The sequence below is a fragment of the Marinomonas pontica genome, assembly GCF_036322735.1.
GTDB classification, from domain to species: domain Bacteria; phylum Pseudomonadota; class Gammaproteobacteria; order Pseudomonadales; family Marinomonadaceae; genus Marinomonas; species Marinomonas pontica.
Map to the genome: position 1 here is coordinate 2,867,581 of NZ_AP027271.1, position 20,516 is coordinate 2,888,096.

19 protein-coding genes are annotated in these 20,516 nt (G+C 44.7%); 5 read left to right on the plus strand and 14 right to left on the minus strand.

What is annotated here, in order from left to right; translation table 11 throughout:
- Positions 1–21 precede the first annotated feature (21 nt).
- A complete protein-coding gene (folD, locus tag AABA11_RS13490; RefSeq protein WP_265729371.1) occupies positions 22–864 on the minus strand; it encodes a bifunctional methylenetetrahydrofolate dehydrogenase/methenyltetrahydrofolate cyclohydrolase FolD in 843 nt (280 codons plus the stop codon).
- A 143-nt stretch (positions 865–1,007) separates the two neighbouring features.
- Positions 1,008–2,732 carry a single-stranded-DNA-specific exonuclease RecJ gene (recJ, locus tag AABA11_RS13495; RefSeq protein ID WP_338268732.1) on the minus strand — a complete coding sequence of 575 codons (1,725 nt, stop codon included), beginning with the start codon at positions 2,730–2,732 and terminating at the stop codon, positions 1,008–1,010.
- 180 nt (positions 2,733–2,912) lie between these two features.
- Here recJ and AABA11_RS13500 point away from each other — a divergent pair, with 180 nt between their 5' ends.
- A complete protein-coding gene (locus AABA11_RS13500) occupies positions 2,913–5,297 on the plus strand; it encodes a methyl-accepting chemotaxis protein (RefSeq protein ID WP_338268734.1) in 2,385 nt (794 codons plus the stop codon).
- A 319-nt stretch (positions 5,298–5,616) separates the two neighbouring features.
- The gene (locus AABA11_RS13505) at positions 5,617–6,849 is read left to right on the plus strand and encodes a sugar MFS transporter (protein ID WP_338268736.1); all 1,233 of its coding nucleotides are present in this window, start codon (positions 5,617–5,619) and stop codon (positions 6,847–6,849) included.
- A gap of 88 nt (positions 6,850–6,937) precedes the next feature.
- On the opposite strand, the gene AABA11_RS13510 is transcribed toward AABA11_RS13505, so the two are convergent.
- From AABA11_RS13510 to ffh, 10 genes are all read right to left on the minus strand, one after another.
- Entirely contained in the window at positions 6,938–8,035 is a 1,098-nt protein-coding gene (locus AABA11_RS13510; protein ID WP_338268738.1) for a GGDEF domain-containing protein, read from the minus strand.
- A 138-nt stretch (positions 8,036–8,173) separates the two neighbouring features.
- A complete protein-coding gene (locus tag AABA11_RS13515; protein WP_338268740.1) occupies positions 8,174–8,893 on the minus strand; it encodes a 16S rRNA (uracil(1498)-N(3))-methyltransferase in 720 nt (239 codons plus the stop codon).
- An 82-nt stretch (positions 8,894–8,975) separates the two neighbouring features.
- Complete coding sequence (gene thrC / locus AABA11_RS13520) at positions 8,976–10,361, minus strand: threonine synthase (RefSeq protein WP_338268741.1); 1,386 nt, start codon at positions 10,359–10,361, stop codon at positions 8,976–8,978.
- Positions 10,362–10,373: 12 nt separating this feature from the next.
- Positions 10,374–11,675: a homoserine dehydrogenase gene (locus tag AABA11_RS13525; RefSeq protein WP_338268743.1), complete on the minus strand. Its 1,302-nt coding sequence runs from the start codon at positions 11,673–11,675 to the stop codon at positions 10,374–10,376.
- A 162-nt stretch (positions 11,676–11,837) separates the two neighbouring features.
- On the minus strand, positions 11,838–12,557 hold the full coding sequence (locus AABA11_RS13530) for a thioredoxin fold domain-containing protein (RefSeq protein ID WP_338268745.1): 720 nt from the start codon (positions 12,555–12,557) through the stop codon (positions 11,838–11,840).
- Between the two features lie 104 nt (positions 12,558–12,661).
- Positions 12,662–13,024: a 50S ribosomal protein L19 gene (gene rplS, locus AABA11_RS13535; protein ID WP_255827995.1), complete on the minus strand. Its 363-nt coding sequence runs from the start codon at positions 13,022–13,024 to the stop codon at positions 12,662–12,664.
- Positions 13,025–13,093: 69 nt separating this feature from the next.
- Complete coding sequence (gene trmD / locus AABA11_RS13540; RefSeq protein ID WP_338268748.1) at positions 13,094–13,846, minus strand: tRNA (guanosine(37)-N1)-methyltransferase TrmD; 753 nt, start codon at positions 13,844–13,846, stop codon at positions 13,094–13,096.
- A gap of 22 nt (positions 13,847–13,868) precedes the next feature.
- The gene (gene rimM, locus AABA11_RS13545) at positions 13,869–14,414 is read right to left on the minus strand and encodes a ribosome maturation factor RimM (protein ID WP_265729382.1); all 546 of its coding nucleotides are present in this window, start codon (positions 14,412–14,414) and stop codon (positions 13,869–13,871) included.
- 15 nt (positions 14,415–14,429) lie between these two features.
- Positions 14,430–14,678, minus strand: a complete 249-nt coding sequence (gene rpsP / locus AABA11_RS13550) for a 30S ribosomal protein S16 (protein ID WP_265729383.1) — start codon at positions 14,676–14,678, stop codon at positions 14,430–14,432.
- A 181-nt stretch (positions 14,679–14,859) separates the two neighbouring features.
- Complete coding sequence (gene ffh / locus AABA11_RS13555) at positions 14,860–16,236, minus strand: signal recognition particle protein (RefSeq protein ID WP_338268750.1); 1,377 nt, start codon at positions 16,234–16,236, stop codon at positions 14,860–14,862.
- A gap of 129 nt (positions 16,237–16,365) precedes the next feature.
- Between ffh and AABA11_RS13560 the strand changes: the two genes are divergently transcribed.
- The 3 genes from AABA11_RS13560 to AABA11_RS13570 all read left to right on the plus strand — a co-directional run bounded on the left by AABA11_RS13560 (position 16,366) and on the right by AABA11_RS13570 (position 19,028).
- The gene (locus tag AABA11_RS13560; RefSeq protein ID WP_338268752.1) at positions 16,366–17,133 is read left to right on the plus strand and encodes a cytochrome C assembly family protein; all 768 of its coding nucleotides are present in this window, start codon (positions 16,366–16,368) and stop codon (positions 17,131–17,133) included.
- A gap of 83 nt (positions 17,134–17,216) precedes the next feature.
- On the plus strand, positions 17,217–18,473 hold the full coding sequence (locus AABA11_RS13565) for an HlyC/CorC family transporter (protein ID WP_265729386.1): 1,257 nt from the start codon (positions 17,217–17,219) through the stop codon (positions 18,471–18,473).
- Between the two features lie 9 nt (positions 18,474–18,482).
- Positions 18,483–19,028 (plus strand): NUDIX hydrolase, encoded by a 546-nt coding sequence (locus tag AABA11_RS13570; RefSeq protein ID WP_338268754.1) that lies wholly within the window; start codon positions 18,483–18,485, stop codon positions 19,026–19,028.
- Positions 19,029–19,034: 6 nt separating this feature from the next.
- Here the strand turns inward: AABA11_RS13570 and AABA11_RS13575 are convergent, their stop codons facing one another.
- Positions 19,035–19,898, minus strand: a complete 864-nt coding sequence (locus tag AABA11_RS13575) for a DUF72 domain-containing protein (protein ID WP_338268756.1) — start codon at positions 19,896–19,898, stop codon at positions 19,035–19,037.
- On the minus strand, positions 19,895–20,404 hold the full coding sequence (gene greB / locus AABA11_RS13580; RefSeq protein ID WP_338268757.1) for a transcription elongation factor GreB: 510 nt from the start codon (positions 20,402–20,404) through the stop codon (positions 19,895–19,897). The genes AABA11_RS13575 and greB overlap by 4 nt, the downstream gene beginning before the upstream one ends.
- Between the last annotated feature and the right edge of the window lie 112 nt (positions 20,405–20,516).

Sequence of the window (20,516 nt, forward strand, 5' to 3'; positions counted from 1 at the left end):
ATATCGACCTTTCAAGCCTTATTAGGCGAGTTGTTTAAGGCCAGACTCTACCGTTTGTAGAATCAACGTATTGATTGTCATTGGACCAACACCACCGGGAACTGGCGTGTAAGCAGCGACACGGTTCACCAAAGGAGCAAGTTCAATGTCGCCCACACCACCAGGGTGATAACCTGCGTCAACCACCACGGCACCGTCTTTAATCCATTCTGCTTTAATGAATTCCGGCTTACCAACCGCACCAACAATTACGTCAGCTTGTTTGATAAACTCAGGCAGATTTTGTGTACGAGAATGACAAATCGTCACCGTCGCGTTGGCATTCAGCATCATCATTGCCATTGGCTTACCAAGAATTGGGCTACGGCCAACCACAACAACGTGTTTTCCTTCCAATGCCACATCGTATGCTTCAAGCAGACGCATAATGCCAGCCGGTGTGGCGGCACCATAAGCCGGCTCTTGCATGGCCATGCGTCCAAAGCCAAGACAAGTGACACCGTCAACGTCTTTATGAGCCGAAATAGCATCAAAACATAGACGCTCATCAATTTGCTCAGGCACTGGATGCTGCAACAAAATACCGTGCACATCTGGGTTGTCGTTCAATTCGTTGATTTTTGCCAACAACTGTTCTGTCGTAGTGGTTTCTGGCAACTCAATCGCCATAGAATCCATGCCTACACGGCGACAAGCATTGCCTTTCATCTTCACGTAAGTCGCAGACGCAGGGTCCGCACCGACTAAGATCGTAGCTAAAATTGGGGTGCATCCGGTACGCGCTTTAAGCTCGGTAACTTGAGCCTGTAGGCGGTTTTCAGTTTCTTTGGCGCAAAGTTTGCCGTCAAGAACCAGTGCAGTCATGAATGAGCTCCAGTAAAAATAGAGTGGTGTATGAGGGACGCGCATTATACCTCAAGTTTTATGACGATACGCAGTGCCAAGCTCGATTAATTGGGTAAATATCGCAAAATCGCACAATATTACTGCGTCTGCTTTATGCCCTTTTAGGCTGGCTCTAGGTAATCCACCAGCAGCTGTAAGTTTCGCTGCCCTCTGAATTCATTCACATCCAACTTGTAGACCAAGCGCGCTTGCGCGGCCTTGTCATTTGGCCACTGCTCCAAATCGACAAAAAAGCTAATCGCATCCAGCAAAAGCCCACTGCTCGGTTCTCTAACCATCAGCTTCAGATGTTTTTCACCGACAATTCGCTGCTGTAAAATATCAAACACACCATCAAAGCATGGCTCTGGGAACATTTGCCCCCAAGGACCAGACAAGCGAACTTGCTCAGCAAAGCTCAAGCTGAAATCTTCGGGAGCAAGAGGGCCATCAGTCAGCAAGGTTGCCTCCAATTGCTCTGGCGTCACCCACTCGGTAATAATGGCGTCAAATGCTAACTGAAAGGCTTCATAATGAGACTCTTTAATGGACATCCCTGCGGCCATCGCATGACCACCAAATTTACTCAACAACTGAGGGTATCGTTTCGCCAATAAATCCAACGCATCCCGTATGTGTACCCCAGGAATCGAACGCGCTGAACCTTTTAACTCATCTTCCCCCACGCGGGCAAACGCGATCACTGGACGATGACATTTGTCTTTCATCCGCGAAGCTAAAATACCAATGACACCTTGATGCCAATCCGCATCGTAAAAACACATACCATTTGGCATGTCCTGCTCATCATCAAGCAAGGTAGATAACACCCACTCGGCCTGCTCTTTCATATCAGACTCTATGGCTTTGCGCTCACGATTGAATTGATCTAATTGCTGCGCGTACTCTCTCGCTTGATGCGGGTGCACAGCCAGCAAGCACTCAATCCCTATCGACATATCATCAAGTCGACCAGCCGCGTTTAATCGAGGGCCAACGACAAAGCCCAGATCAGACGCTTTTAGCTGTGTATAATCCCGACGACCAACTTCCAATAACGCCAAAATCCCCGGACGCGCTAACCCAGCTTGAATACGCTTAATACCCTGCTGGACAAGGATCCGATTATTCGCGTCCAATGGAACAACATCCGCGACCGTCCCTAAGGCAACCAAATCCAAATAGTCTGCCATTTTAGGCTCTGGAATGTGCTGTCTATCGAACCAATTTCGTGCATTTAATTCCGCACGCAATGCAGACATCACATAAAAAATCACCCCGACGCCAGCCAAATTCTTACTTGGGAAGCCGCATTTTGGATGATTCGGATTCACGATAGCATCGGCATTAGGCAAACTGTCACCGGGTAAATGGTGATCCGTAACCACGACTTTCATACCATGTTGTTTCGCTGCCAACACCCCATCAATACTGGCAATGCCATTATCCACCGTCATCAACACATCCGGTGATCGCTCTTGTGCAACCGCCACGATTTCGGGAGTCAGTCCATAGCCAAATTCAAATCGGTTTGGCACCAAATATTCCGGAGCAATCGCCCCCATCGCTTCTAGCGCGAGAATACCAAGACTTGTACTGGTCGCTCCATCGGCATCAAAGTCGCCAACGATGAGGATTTTTTGTCCCGCTTCAACAGCATCCGCCAATATGTGTGCGGCATTCGATAAATCGAATAAAGAATCAGGCCTTAACAAATGCGGTAATCGATAGTCCAGTTCTTGACTGGTGCACACACCTCGCGCCAAAAAAATACGGCGTAAGCTCAAAGACATAGTCTCAGGCAATCCTTTATCTTCAGCCTGAAAAGACCGACGCTCTATTCGCATAACTTTACCTAAGCAACTTACAAATTAACGACAAAATAAAAGTGGAGCGTAACATAAATACAATAGGAACTTTTTTAGTATAACCTTTAAATACCATTACAAAATACATGGCATTAACCTTGCTTTGTAGTTTACTAGGTATATGTAACACAACTCTGCAACCTCTATTTAGGACGAAAAATGACTGTTTCAATCAAAACACGTTTAATTTTAATGGGTACATTACTCGCCGTGGTTCCAACCGTCATCGTTGGTCTCATTCTGAGCCAAAACGCCCTAAATAAAGGCACGCAAGCGCTCCAAGAAAGCACACAAAAACAGCTCATTCTTTCTCGTGACCTTACCGCCCAATCCATAGAAACGTATTTTTCTTTTATTGAAAAGCAAGTCATTAGCTTGTCTCAGAACAACAGCACCATTGCCGCTGCTGAAGCCTTTTCCGATGCCTTTGCGAATTACCCTACGAACAACATCGCGGCCGACGAACCAAAACTGATCGATTATTATCAAAACCAATTCGACAAGAACTACAAAGACCTAAACGCCGGAGCATCAAGTAATCCCGATACCCTACTTTCGGCATTAAGCCCGCTCGCCAAAGCGGCTCAAATCACCTATATCAGCAAAAACAAAGCACCCTTAGGTGAAAAAGACAGTTTAGACAGCGCGGGGGATGGCACAACTTATGATGGCGTCCATTCAACATTCCACCCCATGTTTCACCAGTTCCAAAAAGAATTTGGGTTTTACGATGTTTTTATTGCGGACGCTAAAACCGGTCACGTGGTTTACAGCGTTTTTAAAGAGCTCGATTTTGGGACATCATTACTATCAGGCCCATACAAAAACACAGGCTTGGGCGAAGCCTTTAAAAAAGCAGTCAATGACAAGGACACCACTAAAACTCATTTAACTGACTTTGCGCCTTATGGGCCATCTTACAAAGCATCAGCATCCTTCATCTCGTCACCTATTATGAAAAATGGTAAAACGATTGCTGTACTTATTTTCCAAATGCCAATTGATCGAATTAACGATGTCATGGTTCATCATGAAAAATGGGAGAAGAGTGGCTTAGGTGAAACAGGTCAAACCTACCTTGTTGGGCATGATGGAATCATGCACAGCAATGAACGCATGCTAATTCAAGACAAAGCTGCTTTTTTAGAAGCGGCTAAAAAGGCTGGTTTTTCAGACAACACCCTAAACGCCATAGAAAACCGTAACACCACCATTGGTACGGTGAAAGTTAACAGCAAAGCGTTAGACAGCGCCATTTCAGGCAAAGAAGGATTCCTGATAGACAATAACTACCTCAATACACCATCACTTAGCGCCTTCAAACCGCTGAAGATTCGAGATGTGAACTGGATTATTATCAGCGAAAAAAACCAGTCTGAAGCCTTTTCCCCTATCGTAACGCTAAAGGACAGTGTCTATTCAACACTGGCGGTGGTTTCACTTATCGCGCTGATTGTTGGTGCGCTTCTGGGGTTATTACTGGCAAAGGTTATCGTTCGCCCCATCGATAACATGGTTAAACTTATGCATGACATTGCAGAAGGCGAAGGCGATTTAACTCAACGACTGCCGACAAACAGCAAAGATGAGCTTGCTGATTTAGCGAAAGGCATCAACTTATTTATCAATCACATCGACAAGACATTTTCCTCAGTACTCGCTTCCGTTATTCGACTTAAACCTATTTCAGAAGACATTGCCGATGTGAACACTCAACTTTCCATAGCAACGGATCAACAAAAGTACCAAGCAGGAAAGGTCAACGAATGCCTTTCAGAAACCAACGAATCCACCAAGAAAGTGGAAGTCGAACTGGAAGAAATTCGACAAGCCTCTAGCGAAGGCAACGTTATCGTGAACACCAGTGAGAAGGTCGTTAATCAAGTAGCACAAACGATGAAAGAACTGTCTGTAGACGTTGCGCAAGCGGTTGATGCTCTGTCAAAACTCAAAGGCGATACAGACCGAATCGCAGGCATCATTGATGTTATTAATAGCATCGCAGAGCAAACCAATCTGCTGGCGTTAAACGCGGCCATTGAGGCCGCACGCGCTGGCGAAGCAGGACGCGGGTTTGCCGTTGTTGCAGATGAAGTCCGCTCTCTGGCTTCAAAAACCCGTCAGTCAACGGACGAAGTCGCCAGCATGGTAGAAGCCATTCAAAATGGCACTCAAGAAGTCGTAAAACGCATGGAAAACAGCAAGTCAAATGCCGATCAATCATCGATTCATGTGAACGATGCCATTCAGTCGCTTTCACAAGTAAAAGGCGCCATGGATACTATCTCTGGTAGAGTGTCACAAATTGCCTCGGCGATCACCAGCCAGCAAAATAACTTCTTAGAGGTAACCGCTCATTACGATGAAATGCGAAACAGCTTTGTGAAAATAAACAAACAAACTGAACATTCCAGCATGGTTGGCAAAGATGTCATCAAGCTTTCTGATAACATCATGGTCCACATCAATCGCTTCCAAGTGACTGACAAGGACTGGTCACTCAATCGCAGAAATCTGATTCGCCAAGACTCAAAAGAACAGTAAAAAACACGCCCTCTGGATTAAGTGCAAACTAGAGGGCGTTTTTACAGAATGCAAATCACACTTCAAACCGCACAACGCGCTCTCAATCCTAATAATGAAAACCTCACCAAAAATAGGTTTTGTTACATTAACCTTGATAAATAGAGACTTTATTACAATAAAGGCGCAAAAAAGGAATATTTTAGAACTATCCCCTCCTCCAAAGCCTATCATCACTCAAAACAAATTTTCGATGCTATGATGCCGCACTTTTTTGATTTGGATAGACATTCTAAAGATAAAAACTGAGCAGCACTCGTTTTAACTAATCGGAAAAAATATGAACAATCACTCATCCGTGGCAGCTAAGCCACAATCGAACCAGCGATTCGCATTAGTGGCACTTACATCATTGTTTTTTATGTGGGGTTTTATCACTTCATTAAACGACATTTTGATTCCACACTTAAAGGGGGTATTTGATCTCAATTACACCCAAGCAATGATGATCCAAATGTGCTTTTTCGGCGCTTACTTTATCGTTTCTATTCCAGCGGGAAACATCGTTAAAAAAGTAGGCTTTCAACGTGGTATTGGCATTGGACTGATGATCGCAGCCGCGGGCTGTTTGTTGTTTGTTGCCGCAGCAAAAGCTCAGCAATACAGTCTATTTCTAAGCGCTCTGTTCGTTCTTGCTGCGGGTATTACCATTCTACAAGTCGCCGCCAATCCATTAGTGACGGTAATGGGACCAACAGAAACAGCATCAAGCCGATTAACACTTTCGCAGGCTTTTAATGCATTAGGCACAACGGTTGCGCCTATTGTTGGTGGTGCCCTGTTATTTACTGTCGCAGGACAATACGCCACCAAGGCACAAGAAGCGGAAAGCGTTATCGTTCCCTATATTGGGCTGGCCATTATGCTCGTTGTGCTTGCGGCCATTTTCACTCGTATTAGTCTTCCAACACCATCAAGCATTGAAGAAGAGTCCGCTGACGCACCCAGTGCCAGCATTTTAAAGCATCGACACCTCGTTTTAGGTGCTGTTGCTATTTTCATGTATGTCGGTGCAGAAGTGGCCATCGGTAGTTTATTAGTTAACTTTTTTGGCTTAGAAAATATTGCAGGACTGGCTGAATCCGATGCGGCGCATTATGTTGCCTACTACTGGGGTGGCGCGATGGTAGGACGCTTTATTGGCGCGGCTTTAATGCAACGAATTTCCGCTGGGACATTATTAGCAGTGAATGCACTTGCGGCAATCGTACTGATCGCAAGCGCCATCGTAAACGATGGTCATGTAGCTATGTGGTCTATCCTTATTGTTGGCTTATTTAACTCCATTATGTTCCCAACTATTTTCAGTTTGGCTCTTAAAGACCTTGGCCCACAAACCAGCCGTGGTTCTGGTTTGTTATGTCTTGCCATTGTTGGCGGTGCCATTTTGCCCGTTCTTCAAGGCTATATTGCCGACTCCATTGGACTGCAAATCTCCTTTGTTATGCCAATCGCTTGCTACCTGTTCATAGCGTATTATGGCGCATCAGGTTCAAAACCTGTGGCACAGTAAGTCCACGGTAAAAGGTTATTTAAACAAGACAAATAAAAACCTCGGAGCGCATGCTTTTCGAGGTTTTTTATTCTAGAAAACAAATAGATTACGCGCGACGCGTCTGATTTCGCCCGGATCGTTTGGCTTGGTACAAACGATTGTCTGCTAAGGTGATGGCTTCGCGCAAAGTGGTCGTTGCATTCATTGTCGCCACACCAAAGCTTAGGGTTAATTTAAAGCGATGATCAAGGTAAACAAACTCAAATGCTTCTACCCGCTGACGAAGCGCCTCTGCAAACATAAAAGCTTCTGACTCCGTTTTATTGCACAAAGCAATGAGAAATTCTTCTCCCCCCCATCTGGCCGCTGAATCATTCTCAGGCAATGACACTCGAAAAATTTGCGATAACTCAGTTAAGGCATAGTCGCCGGCATCATGACCATATTCGTCATTAATCCGTTTGAAAAAATCGACATCAGCCAACAGCAAATGAAAACTTTTCTGAGAACTGGCTTCCAAACGTTGCAGCATTCCTCTGCGATTTAACAATTCAGTCAATACATCCGTGTTTGCAACCAACTTAAGTTTGTTTGTGGTCTCTTTTAATTCAAAATTAAAACGAGATATGGAATATTCATAAATACCGGAAAGAAAAACGACCACAATGAAGGAAAAAATAATCCTAGACTTTAACGCTTCATGATAGCCTAACTCTTCAAAATGACCGCCAAAAAAGTACATAACAATAATCAATGCTAATGTAAAAAAGCTTAATTCAATCAGCCCTTTGTTCATACCATGTAAAAACAACGCGACAGCAGGCACACAGTAAATCCACACATGACCCGTACCATTTACGCCGCCCGAATACACAAGATAAATCATCAAGATGTACAAAGGGTAAATAACAAAATTACCTGACAATGAATGGTTGTGCGTCCGCCTTAAATACACATGATTGAGCGCATACAGCACCGCGATAGAGAAAAGGCTGAGCCCCAACGTCAACTTACCTTGATAAAGAGACAAAAGGCTCAGTGGAAGGGTAAAAATCACCCCGACAGAAGTGAAGAGGTTTATAATAAATACTCGACGAGTATCTTCTGAGAAAACATCGTCTTTAATGCCAACATAGAAAAAAGTCAGCCATGACGATTTAAGTGTATTTTTGACTGTCGATTTTGACTTATTCAATTCCGTCATACATATTCTCCGACTCAGCACTCCTAAGCCGCACATTACTATTACGAACAATCCTACACCAAAGAACCGAACAGCTCCTTAATTAATACTAAACCGTTACAAATCACAACATTTGTTATTACAAAGATTGATAACAATCTACGCCGGATATAAACGTGATAACAATACTGGCACAACAGTTTCCACTTTTAATATTCGATCCCCTAAATGCACCGATTCCATTCCCGCTTCATGCCATTTACTTACTTCAAAATCGTTCCAGCCACCCTCTGGACCAAGCGCAAGAACACAAGGCTGCTGAATATCGATAGGGCAAGGTTTAGCCAAATAAGGGTGAGCCAGAATACCTCGTTTGTTTTTTAATAAATCAGGCAATTGATCTTCAACAAAAGGGCGAAAACGAGGAATCAAAGACCAATTCGGCATTATCGTATCTTTTGCCTGCTCTAACCCTTCTAGCAAGCATTGCTGAATCGACTCTGTTTGCAGTACAGGACTTTGCCAATAGCTTTTTTCCACTTTGGCAGAATGAATAAGATATAAGTCTTTTACCCCCATCGCGGTAATGTTGTGTAAGGTTCGCTTCAGCATATTTGGTCTTGGCAACGCCATAACCAACACCATAGGCAGAGGCTCTGGCGGCAGTGTAGGAAGATTTAACGAATGAATATAGCCAGCTCGACCTTCGCTTGGAGGCTCATAAACCCCCTCACCTATCTTTCCATTCAAAACCCCCACCCGCAGAACATCTCCAGACTGCGCTTTAATCACTTTGGAAATATGGGTTTGTTGGCGAGAATTAAGAGCAAACAAACCATCAGCAATCGTATTTTCAGGGTCGAGTAAAATAATATTCATAGGAAAGACACAAAAGAATGAAAGAAAAAGAAACGGCCAATCGCTGATTGGCCGTTACAGAAGTCTACTACGTTAGTCGAGACTAGATTTTATCCGCAACAAATGCCTGAACATCGCTCAAGCTGTTGTCTAACACTGTATAAGACTCTTCACGTTCGAATAGATCTTTCATGTGCTCTGGTAAGGTAGGCGTTTCACAACCTGCCTTTTCAACCGCTTCCGGAAATTTAACCGGATGCGCTGTTGCCAAGGTAATCATAGGAACAGACTGATCTTTCCAACAATGACGCGCTGCTTCTAGACCAATTGCCGTGTGCGGATCGAGCAAATATTGCGTTTTAGCAAACACATCTGCAATCACTTCACAGGTTTTATTATCATCGACCTTATAGCTGTCAAAGTTTTCTTTTACATAAGACCACGCCTCATCGTTCAACGAGACATCACCTTTATTAAAGCGCGCCATCAAATCATCAATAGCTACACCATCTCGGTCATGAGCATCAAACAACAAACGCTCGAAATTGCTTGAAACCATGATGTCCATACTTGGAGACAAGGTAACATTCAAAGACTGACGACTCATGTCGTTTTCTGCAATCACACGATGCAAAATATCGTTCTGGTTAGTCGCAACTACCAACTGATCAATGGGCAAGCCCATCTTCTTCGCCAAGTAACCGGCAAAGATATCGCCAAAGTTACCCGTTGGAACCGAGAATGACACCTTACGATGTGGCGCACCAACAGACAAAGCAGAAGAAAAGTAGTAAACGATCTGAGCCATGATACGAGCCCAGTTAATCGAGTTAACCGCACCTAACTTGGCACCTTTCAAGAAAGACTGATCTGCAAAGCTGGATTTGACCATACCTTGGCAATCATCAAAGTTACCTTTTACCGCGATGTTAAACACGTTGTCATCAATCACCGTGGTCATTTGACGACGTTGCACTTCAGATACGCGTTGGTATGGATGCAAAATGAAAATATTCAAATGCTCTGAATGACGGCAACCTTCTATCGCAGCAGAACCGGTATCACCAGATGTGGCACCAAGGATAACTAGCTTTTCTTTACGCTCAGACAGAACATAATCCATCAAACGACCAAGCAACTGTAAGGCAAAATCTTTAAACGCCAAAGTTGGGCCGCGGAATAATTCCAATATCCATTCGTTGTTACCAAGCTGAACCATGGGCGCAATAGAGGTATGGTTAAAGCTCGCGTATGCGTCATTAATCATCTCTTTAAAGGCATCCGCAGGAATATCGCCCTCAACAAAAGGCCACATTACTTTAAAAGCCAATTCTTGGTAACTAAGATTCGCCCATGAAGCGATCTCTTCCTTTGAATAGTGAGGCAAGGTTTCTGGCACATATAAACCGCCGTCATTAGCCAAACCCGCTAATAAAACATCACCAAAAGAAAGCGCAGGGGCTTTTCCACGAGTCGAAATGTATTTCATCTTTATTCTCTCTTAAGCCAAGTTTTCAACACGGATACGTTGCACCGTTCCCGCAACATCCGGCAAGGCTTCAATTGCCGCAATGGCAGCATTCATATTGCGTTCTTTAACATCATGAGTCATCACCACTAATGGCACCAATTCACTGCCTTCGCGCTCACGCTGGATAAGAGACTCGATACTGATGTCATTCGTAGACAAGATTTGTGTAATATTTGCCAGTACACCAGCACGATCTTTGATGGTCATGTTCAAAAAGAATCCGCACTCTATTTCTTCTACTGGCAGAATTTGCATGCTAGACAATGAGTCGGACTGGAAAGCCAAGTGAGGTACTCGATTTGTTGGATCAGCGGTCAAAGTACGCGCCACATCGATCACATCCGCAATAACAGATGATCCCGTTGGCAACGCTCCAGCACCAGCGCCATAAGTCAATGTAGGCCCAACCACATCGCCTTGCACCATGATGGCGTTCATTACACCATTTACGTTAGCCAACAACTGCTTATGAGAGATCAAGGTTGGATGAACGCGTAACTCAATCCCCGCTTTAGAACGACGAGCAATACCTAAATGTTTGATCGCATAACCTAGGTCATCTGCAAACGCCACGTCTTCAGCAGTAATTCGGCTAATGCCTTCTGTGTAGGTTTTTTCAAACTGCAAAGGAATACCAAACGCAATAGACGCAAGAATGGTTAATTTGTGTGCGGCATCGATGCCTTCGATATCAAAGGTTGGATCCGCTTCGGCGTACCCTAATTCTTGAGCTTCTGCTAACACATCCTCAAAACCACGACCCTTTTGGCTCATTTCAGTCAAAATGAAATTGCCCGTACCATTAATGATACCCGCCAACCATTCAATGCGATTGGCAGACAAACCTTCGCGGATTTGTTTGATAATAGGAATGCCGCCAGCAACGGCCGCTTCAAAAGCAACAATAACGCCTTTTTCTTGGGCTTTAGCGAAAATTTCGTTGCCATGTTCTGCAATCAGCGCTTTGTTTGCGGTCACAACATGCTTGCCATTTTCTATGGCGGTAAGAACCAGTTCTTTGGCGATAGTCGTTCCACCAATCAACTCAAGAACGATATCAATCTCTGGATTATTAACGACATCAAAAATGTCACGGGTAACATTTATACCGGAGGTGTCACATGCATCGTTATCACGACGGGCACCTACTTGCTCAATAACAATACTGCGACCCACACGTCGTGTAATCTCTTCTGCATTATTACGAAGAATGTTAAAACTACCGGACCCCACTGTCCCCAGCCCACAAATTCCGACTTTTACCGGTTTCAAAACAATACCCCACAGAGATAATTTAATTTTTATAGGACACTTAACGCTTTATAACACACAGGCTAAGTGACAATCTGACGTATTATAACGCCAGTATTATTCAAACCCAACGTAGAAAAGGCTGAAGAAGGCTCATGTTTAGTGGAATATTTCGCGATAAGTCTATAACCCGAGGTGTTTTACCAACTCATTAGCAGGCAAATACCCAGGCAGAAACTCACCATTATCCAGAACGATGCTTGGCGTACCGCGAACACCCACTTCATTGCCTAGTTTATACTGATCTGCAACGGGGTTAACACATTTGTTTTCAGGAATTTCTGCGCCCAATTTTGCCTTCGTCAACCATTCTTTAGGGTCTGCAGAACACCAGATACTCACCATTTTCGTGTACGCTTCTGAGCCAATACCGGCACGTGGGTAGGCCAAGTAACGAACCGTCACACCGGCCTCGTTCAGCTTAGGAACTTCTTTATGCAGCATCCGACAATAACCGCAATCGACATCAGTAAATACCGTAATATGAGCCCTTTCCTCTTTGGCTTTATACACAATCATTTGTGATTCGGGGAGGGTTTCTATTTTAACAAGCTTTGCTTTTTCGGTTTCGTTTTCAAGCGAGGTATTGTCCATACGATACAAATCACCCGCCACGAAATAGCGGCCGTCTTGAGTCACATGAAGCGTAGGGCCATTTTTAAGCGCAACCACATACAAACCCGCGCCCTCATGCCGTTCTGCGCTTTCAACTTCATATTGAGGCAACGCAGCTTGCACCGCCGATAACACAGCGGCTTTGTCCGCTAAAACCAGACCAGAAAAAGAAAACAGGAAAGCGCCGAGCAAAGCAGAGCGAGACATGGATAGAAAAATGCGTTTCATGATAACCCCAAAGACATCGTAAATTGTCTCTATTAGGCCATATTGAGAGGGGTTAGTTCCATAAAAAAAGGCGACTCGCGTCGCCTTTTTTTAATAAGAAAAAATTAACGTTTAGCCAATTTTTCTTTGATACGTGCAGATTTACCAGAACGCTCGCGTAGGTAGTAGATCTTAGCTTGACGCACGTCACCGCGGCGTTTAACTTCGATGCTTTCAACCAAAGGGCTGTACGTTTGGAAAGCACGCTCAACACCGATACCGCTAGAAATTTTACGAACGGTAAATGCTGAGTTAAGACCACGGTTACGCTTAGAGATTACAATGCCTTCATAGGCCTGTAGACGCTCGCGTGAACCTTCTTTAACTTTAACTTGAACAACAATAGTGTCACCAGGGCCGAAGGCTGGGACTTCTTTTGTCATCTGTTCAGCTTCTAACTGCTGAATCAGTTTAGTTTTATTACTCATGGATGTGACTCCTAATGATATGGTTTCTTATCAGCATGAAGGTTCTTCTTTCTGATAAGCTCGCAATTCCTACTCTGCCGAGGTTGAATCTTCAGTTTCGCGAATAAACTCTTCTAACAGCAACTGCTGTTCCTTGTCCAACTCAAGGTTCTGCAGAAGGTCTGGCCGGCGCTGAAAAGTTCTTCCGAGCTTTTGCTTTAAACGCCAGCGTCTAATCTCCTCGTGGTTGCCACTAAGCAGCACCGATGGCACAGGTTCACCATTTAGTACTTCTGGGCGAGTATAATGCGGGCAGTCCAACAAACCATCAGAGAATGAATCCTCATCCGCAGACGCTTGTTTTCCCAATACTCCTGGAACCATGCGAAACACAGCATCCATAAGTACCATTGCCGGCAACTCACCACCACTTAGGACAAAGTCGCCAATTGACCACTCTTCATCAATCTCAGATTGAATCAAACGCTCATCAACGCCTTCATAACGACCTGCTACCAGAATAAATTCTGCTTGTTTAGCAAGCTGTTGCACGCCTTCTTGCGTTAGCGTACGCCCTTGAGGGGATAGATAAATAACTTTTGCATTGGGCACCAATAACTTGGCTCTCGCAATAGCATCTTTGAGAGGCTGCACTTTCATCAGCATCCCTGGACCACCACCATAAGGTCGATCATCTACCGTCTTATGCTTGTCATGTGTAAAGTCGCGGGGATTAAAAAAATCCACCTCAACCAACCCAGACTTAATGGCTCTGCCTGTTACTCCATATTGGGTAATGGCCTGAAACATCTCCGGAAAGAGCGATATAACGCTAACCTTCACGTTGTGACCTCAGCTTATCTGTTTAAAATTCTGGATCCCAATCCACTACCATTTCCTGCTGTTCTAAATCGATGTTTAAAACATAAGTTCCTGGAGCATAAGGAATCAATCGCTCTTCACGATCAAAGCTACCTTCACACGCGCGGACAACAATCACATCATTCGCACCGGTTTCCATAAGTTGAGAAACCTTCCCCAAGAGGACACCCTCTTTGGTAATAACCCTCAGTCCTTCCAGTTGGCTCCAGTAATAATCACCTTCTTCCAAATCTGGTAGTTCTGCTGCATCAATATACACGTCCATACCGCAGATCTCTTTTACTTGATCTCTGTCGCTATAACCTTTAACCGATGCCACCAAACCACGTCCTTGCAGACGCCCTTGGCTTAATTCTACAGTTTTCCACCCACTAGGAGTTTTCAACCACCAATGCTTGTAATCAAAGATCCCTTGCATTGGGTCGGTGTGCGAATATAACTTCACCCACCCTTTAACACCATATACCGATGTAATGCGTCCAACCACAAGGGCTTGCTCAGGAGCGGCCGCTTGTTTTAATTCAGACATAGCATTACCTCAGTATTAAGCGTTTTTGCTAGCATCTTTTACAAGCTGCGCAGCACGGTCAGAAAGTTGAGCGCCTTGGCTAACCCAATGGTTTACGCGGTCTAAATCGACACGTAGACGTTCTTCTTGACCACGAGCAACAGGGTTAAAGAAACCCAAACGCTCGATATAACGACCATCACGTGCACAGCGGCTATCAGCCACGTTCAAATGATAGAATGGGCGCTTTTTAGAGCCACCACGAGAAAGACGAATAGTTACCATATGATTGGTTCCTTATTGCTTAACGAAACACCCCTTGCCGAGTCGAATTTTTGACTCATACTACAAGAAGGCGGCATATTCTAGTCGATAAACTAGAAAAACGAAAGGGCGATTTACTCGCCCTTTCACTTAAATTGGAAGTTTTTTTAAGCCTCCCAATAAAAACAAGCAGATAGCTTCTCTATTTAGGGAAACCACCGCCACCAGGAAAGCCACCAGGCATCATTCCGCCCAGCCCACGCATCATTTTTTGCATGCCTCCCTTAGTGCTAAATTTCTTCATCATTTTTTGCATTTGCTTGTGCTGTTTTAGCAAACGATTCAAATCCTGAATTTGCAACCCTGCGCCAGCCGAAATACGTTTCTTACGTGAACCATTAATAACATCTGGGTTACGGCGCTCAGCTTGTGTCATTGAATTAATCAAGGCTTCCATTTGAACAAACATTTTATCGTTCACTTTATCTTGGATATTACCTAACTGCCCCATACCCGGGAGCTTATCCAACATAGAAGTCATGCCGCCCATGTTTTTCATCTGCTGAAGCTGTTCTTTAAAGTCTTCTAAATCGAAGCCTTTGCCCTTTTTCAGCTTACCTGCAAGTTTTTCGGCTTTTTCTTTGTCGATCTTTTGTTCGGCTTGCTCAATAAGAGAAAGCATGTCTCCCATACCTAAAATACGAGACGCCAAACGATCTGGGTGGAAAGGCTCTAGTGCGTCTGTTTTTTCGCCCACACCTAAGAATTTAATCGGCTTACCGGTAATATGACGCACAGAAAGTGCCGCACCACCACGAGCATCACCATCGGTCTTGGTTAAGACAACACCCGTTAATGGCAACACATCACCGAATGCTTTCGCTGTATTCGCCGCATCTTGACCTGTCATGGCATCCACCACAAACAAGGTTTCAATCGGATTAACAGCAGCATGCAGCGCTTTAATCTCTGCCATCATGTCTTCGTCAATCGACAAGCGACCCGCCGTATCGACAATCAACACATCTTTATGGGCTTTTTTCGCATAATCGATGGCGTTTTTAACAATATCAATCGGCTTCTGTGACAAATCGCTAGCGATGAAATCGACACCTACCTCACCCGCTAGGGTTTCCAGCTGTTTAATCGCAGCAGGACGATAAATATCAGCACTGACGACAGAGACCGACTTTTTCTCACGCTCTTTTAGGTATTTCGCCAACTTAGCGGCCGATGTTGTTTTACCTGCACCTTGCAAACCCGCCAACAAAATAACGGCTGGTCGAGCGGCACGAAGGTTCAAACCATCGTTTGCCTGCCCCATGACATTTTCAAGTTCCTGCTTAACAATTTTCAGGAAAACTTGACCTGGACTCAGGCTTTTGGAAACTTCCGTCCCTATTGCTCGCTCTTTTACCGCCGCAATAAAATCTTTAACAACTGGCAAAGCCACATCGGCTTCAAGAAGCGCCATACGTACTTCGCGCAACACTTCCTGTATGTTGTCTTCAGTTAATTTAGCTCGACCTCGAATTCGATCAAGCGAGGAAGTTAAACGATTCGATAAATTGTCGAACATATTGCCCTCAAATTTTGACTCTAAATGGAAAAAACCTACAGTTTCAGTTTATCCAAGGTGAAATTATCTCTATTATAACGGATAAATGATTTTCACCCTATACCTTTACCCTGCGGAACCTTTAGTTTCATGACTCAATTATCGCTTTGGCTTGCTTGTATCGTTTGCTTGATTGCAGGCACAGCGTATTATCTGCGTCCAAAAAGCCCCCTAACACAATACATTGGGGCGATGGCAATCGCAGTACACACCTTTTCCCTAACGCAATTATTATTGAATCGCGACGGATTCAACTTTCTTACCATTGGTTTGCTCATTGCACTGATTGGCAACAGCTTGCTGTGGCTAAGTAACAGAGATAAAGACCTGTCCTTACTTCTAGGCACCGCTTTCCCCCTTGGCTCCATCATCATCGCGTTAAATGCCATAGAGCCATGGAACCTCACGCAATTACACAGCAACTCTTGGGGAACCAGTGCACACATTTTAATCGCATCCGTTGCGTACAGCCTATTTACTGCGGCGTGCGGTGTCGGCATATTGCTTGCCATTCAAGAGTATCAACTTAAAAATCACAAACTTAAGCAGCTACTAAGGGTGCCACCGTTACAAGTATTAGAACAACTCATGTTCGAATTCATATGGGCGGCCTTTATTCTGCTAACCATCACGATCGCGACAGGCTTTTGTTTCATTGAAGATATGTTCGCCCAACATTTGGTCCACAAAACCTTCTTCACCATTGCATCATGGTTTGTTTTTGCTGGATTGCTTTTGGGTAGATACATTGCCGGATGGCGTGGACAGCTGGCCGTCAAACTGACCTTAAGCGGTTTCTTCTTACTCATGCTGGGCTACTTTGGCAGCCAAATAGCCTTACAAATTTTACATCATTAACAGAACATGACGTAAAGTATGTTTGACAGTAAGATCTTAAGAACCAATAATCCAATTATCTACATTATTGAGGCGATCCCTTTTTGAACGAAGTACCCTTAGGTGTTCTTGGTGGAATACTTTTTTGTCTAATTTTACTTTCTGCTTTCTTTTCGAGTTCCGAAACAGGGATGTTGTCGATAAACAAATATCGTCTTAAACACCTTGTGAAAAACAAAAACAGATCCGCAATCAAAGTAAACTCTCTGTTAGAACGCCCAGATCGATTGATCGGCGTCATCTTAATCGGTAACAACTTTGTAAATATCCTCGCTTCCGCGATCGCAACCATCATTGCCGTTCGTCTATGGGGCGACGCGGGTGTGGCCATTGCAACAGCGGCACTCACCATGATAGTGCTGATTTTTGCAGAGGTAACACCCAAAACATTGGCCGCCATTCACCCAGAAAAAATCGCCTTCCCAGCGTCTTGGGTTCTCGCCATTCTACTAAAAGTGCTTTACCCACTTGTTTGGGTAGTGAATGGGTTATCGAACGGGTTATTGCGCCTAATCGGTGTACACGCTTCGCAAAAGAACCACGACACGCTTGACTCTGAAGAGCTAAGAACCGTGGTAAACGAAGCGAGTGGCTTGATCCCGCCAGCTCACCAAGAAATGCTTATTTCAATTTTAGATTTGGAAAAAGTCTCGGTTGAAGACATTATGATTCCTCGCAACGAAGTGATCGGTATTGATATCGAAGACTCCATTGAAGAAATCATCGAGCAGATTTGCCAAAGCAGACACACGCGTATGCCTGTATACAATGGTGAAATTAACAAAGTAATTGGCATCCTTCACGCACGCCATGCAGCCGTGTTTCTTCGCGACCCAACACCATCCAAAGCGGCACTGTTAAAAGCAACCGTTGAACCCTACTTCATTCCAGAAAGCACGTCCCTAAACACCGTGCTGCTGAACTTCCAAAAAGACCACCAACAAATGGGCATCGTGGTGGATGAATACGGTGATGTTCAAGGTATTGCGGCTCTAGAAGACGTACTTGAAGAAATCGTGGGTGAGTTCACTCCACCAACCCAAGACGAAGAAGAAGAAATTCAAACTCTTGATGACGGTTCTTTTAGAATTGAAGGCTCAACACACATTCGAGAAATCAATAAAACGCTTGATTGGCATTTGCCGACAGACGGTCCGAAAACACTCAATGGACTGATTATTGAAACACTGGAATTCATACCAGAACACCCCATCAGTTTATGGGTAGGACACTACTTAATCGAAATCCAAGAGATTGAAGACAAAGTCGTTAAATACGCCAAACTTCAGCTAAAAAGGTAAGGAAAAAGCATGAGATATTGCCCGCAATGCGGTCACGCCGTCAACATGACCATCCCTGCTGGGGACAATAGAGAACGTGCGGTCTGCCCAAGTTGCGAGTTTATCGATTACGACAATCCACGACTGATCACTGGCACGATTCCGCTTTATAAGGGAAAAGTCTTACTTTGCAGAAGAAACATCGAGCCACGCTTAGGTTTCTGGACGTTGCCCGCCGGTTTCATGGAAAATCAAGAAACCACCAGTGAAGGAGCGCTCAGGGAAACATTAGAAGAAAGCGGCTCAGTGGCCATCTGCAAACAAGCTTTCAGTATGATCAGCATCCCTAGGATCAATCAAATCCATCTGTTTTATATTGCAGAACTAGAAAAAGATGATTTCCATGCAACCGAAGAAAGCTCCGAAGTCGCACTCTTCGATCTAAACGACATTCCGTGGGAAGAGCTTGCCTTTAGCAGCGTAAGCAAAACGCTCGAGTTATTTATAAAAGACCATCAAAACAATCACTACGGGTTTCACGAAGCGACCATCCACTTCAACTGCGGTTCAGAATAACCGTAATCACCAAAGACTGCCCTGTTCTTGGCTCACAGGCAATATAAGCTGAGATCGATAATGCGGGCACAAAGCTTGTACTTTTTGGTCAAGCTGACTGGCCAGTGTTGGGGCTGCGATATTGTCCGACGAATGCACAAAAACAAATGGCGTTCGCCCTTCTTCAAGCCATTGCACGAGCTTCTTTGCCCACTGATCTAGCCATACGTCGTTACGCGGTAAATCCGGATGACCAATGAAACGCACGACGGGATAGCCTGCAGTCGCTACAGGATGACAAGGCACCCTCGGCTTTTTCTTCTGCGCATCAACCAGACTGTCACAATACGCTTCGGTAGAAAAAACAGGCCGAGAATCCATCACCACACGGTTCACATTACGATCGGACAAGCCAGCTAAAAAACGCTGTTCTATTTGGTTTTTATCAAAATAAGCTAGATTACGCACCTCAACAGATAAGGGCGTAGCCAGTGTCCACATATCACACAAAGCAAAAATCACTTCCAAAGTACGCTCATCGCACATTGACGGGAACTGCAACATGACAGGACCAAGCTTGCTTTGCAGTGGCTGCAAGGAGCGCATAAAAGCGAACCAATCACCTTGGACCTCATGCCAAGGACGCTCTAACAATCGATGAGTAACCGTTTGTGGCGCTTTAAAACAAAACCTGAAATCCTCGGCAACAGATTCATACCAACGTAATAACTGAGCATCGTCTACCTTGGTATAAAAAGTACTACCAACCTCCACGGTAGAAAACACTTGCGAATAACGGCCAATGCGCTCTGCCGCAGGAAGAGACGCTGGGTAAAGCCAATTTACCCAAGCCGGATGCTGCCATTGCGCCATACCATAATAAATCATCATACCGTGATTGTTCGGTACTCAATCGCGTCGACGACATAGCTTTTTTCGCCCGCGGCAAGGCGAATCATCACCTCATCCCCTTCTTGTTTTTTCAACAACGCCCGCGCCACAGGAGAATCGATGCTGATATATCGAGCATCGTGGTCTAGTTCGTCTGGCCCGACAATTCGATACTCTTTTAGCGTGCCATCCTCATCTTCTAACGTCACCCAAGCCCCGAAAAACACTTTCGTCTGATCCGCTGGATGACGATCCACCACAGTACAAACATCCAAACGCTTTTCAAGATAACGTACGCGACGATCTATCTCTCGCAACTGTTTTTTACCATATATGTATTCTGCATTCTCCGAGCGGTCGCCTTGCGCGGCCGCCTCTCGAACAGTCTCGGTGACAGCGGGACGCTTTTCTTTCCACAAAAATTTCAATTCAGCAAGCAGTGCTTGCGCACCTTCCTGTGTGATGTACGCAGATTTTGGTTCCGATGGAGCACGGTATCGACTCATTAACAGCCGCCTTCTTAAACAATCAATAAACCAGCCAGTAAAAACAAAAATGCCGCCAGCAATTACTGGCGGCATTACACTTATTGAGCAGTAAGACGCTAATTTTTAAAAA

Excerpts from the sequence above, each read along its gene's own strand:
- AABA11_RS13500 (WP_338268734.1), top strand. The coding sequence starts at position 2,913 with ATGACTGTTTCAATCAAAACACGTTTAATTTTAATGGGTACATTACTC.
- recJ (WP_338268732.1), bottom strand. The coding sequence starts at position 2,732 with ATGCGAATAGAGCGTCGGTCTTTTCAGGCTGAAGATAAAGGATTGCCT.
- AABA11_RS13530 (WP_338268745.1), bottom strand. The coding sequence starts at position 12,557 with ATGAAACGCATTTTTCTATCCATGTCTCGCTCTGCTTTGCTCGGCGCT.
- rimM (WP_265729382.1), bottom strand. The coding sequence starts at position 14,414 with ATGTCTGAATTAAAACAAGCGGCCGCTCCTGAGCAAGCCCTTGTGGTT.
- AABA11_RS13570 (WP_338268754.1), top strand. The coding sequence starts at position 18,483 with ATGAGATATTGCCCGCAATGCGGTCACGCCGTCAACATGACCATCCCT.
- AABA11_RS13575 (WP_338268756.1), bottom strand. The coding sequence starts at position 19,898 with ATGATGATTTATTATGGTATGGCGCAATGGCAGCATCCGGCTTGGGTA.
- folD (WP_265729371.1), bottom strand. The coding sequence starts at position 864 with ATGACTGCACTGGTTCTTGACGGCAAACTTTGCGCCAAAGAAACTGAA.
- AABA11_RS13510 (WP_338268738.1), bottom strand. The coding sequence starts at position 8,035 with ATGACGGAATTGAATAAGTCAAAATCGACAGTCAAAAATACACTTAAA.
- rpsP (WP_265729383.1), bottom strand. The coding sequence starts at position 14,678 with ATGGTAACTATTCGTCTTTCTCGTGGTGGCTCTAAAAAGCGCCCATTC.
- AABA11_RS13560 (WP_338268752.1), top strand. The coding sequence starts at position 16,366 with ATGACTCAATTATCGCTTTGGCTTGCTTGTATCGTTTGCTTGATTGCA.
- ffh (WP_338268750.1), bottom strand. The coding sequence starts at position 16,236 with ATGTTCGACAATTTATCGAATCGTTTAACTTCCTCGCTTGATCGAATT.
- AABA11_RS13515 (WP_338268740.1), bottom strand. The coding sequence starts at position 8,893 with ATGAATATTATTTTACTCGACCCTGAAAATACGATTGCTGATGGTTTG.
- AABA11_RS13505 (WP_338268736.1), top strand. The coding sequence starts at position 5,617 with ATGAACAATCACTCATCCGTGGCAGCTAAGCCACAATCGAACCAGCGA.
- thrC (WP_338268741.1), bottom strand. The coding sequence starts at position 10,361 with ATGAAATACATTTCGACTCGTGGAAAAGCCCCTGCGCTTTCTTTTGGT.
- rplS (WP_255827995.1), bottom strand. The coding sequence starts at position 13,024 with ATGAGTAATAAAACTAAACTGATTCAGCAGTTAGAAGCTGAACAGATG.
- greB (WP_338268757.1), bottom strand. The coding sequence starts at position 20,404 with ATGAGTCGATACCGTGCTCCATCGGAACCAAAATCTGCGTACATCACA.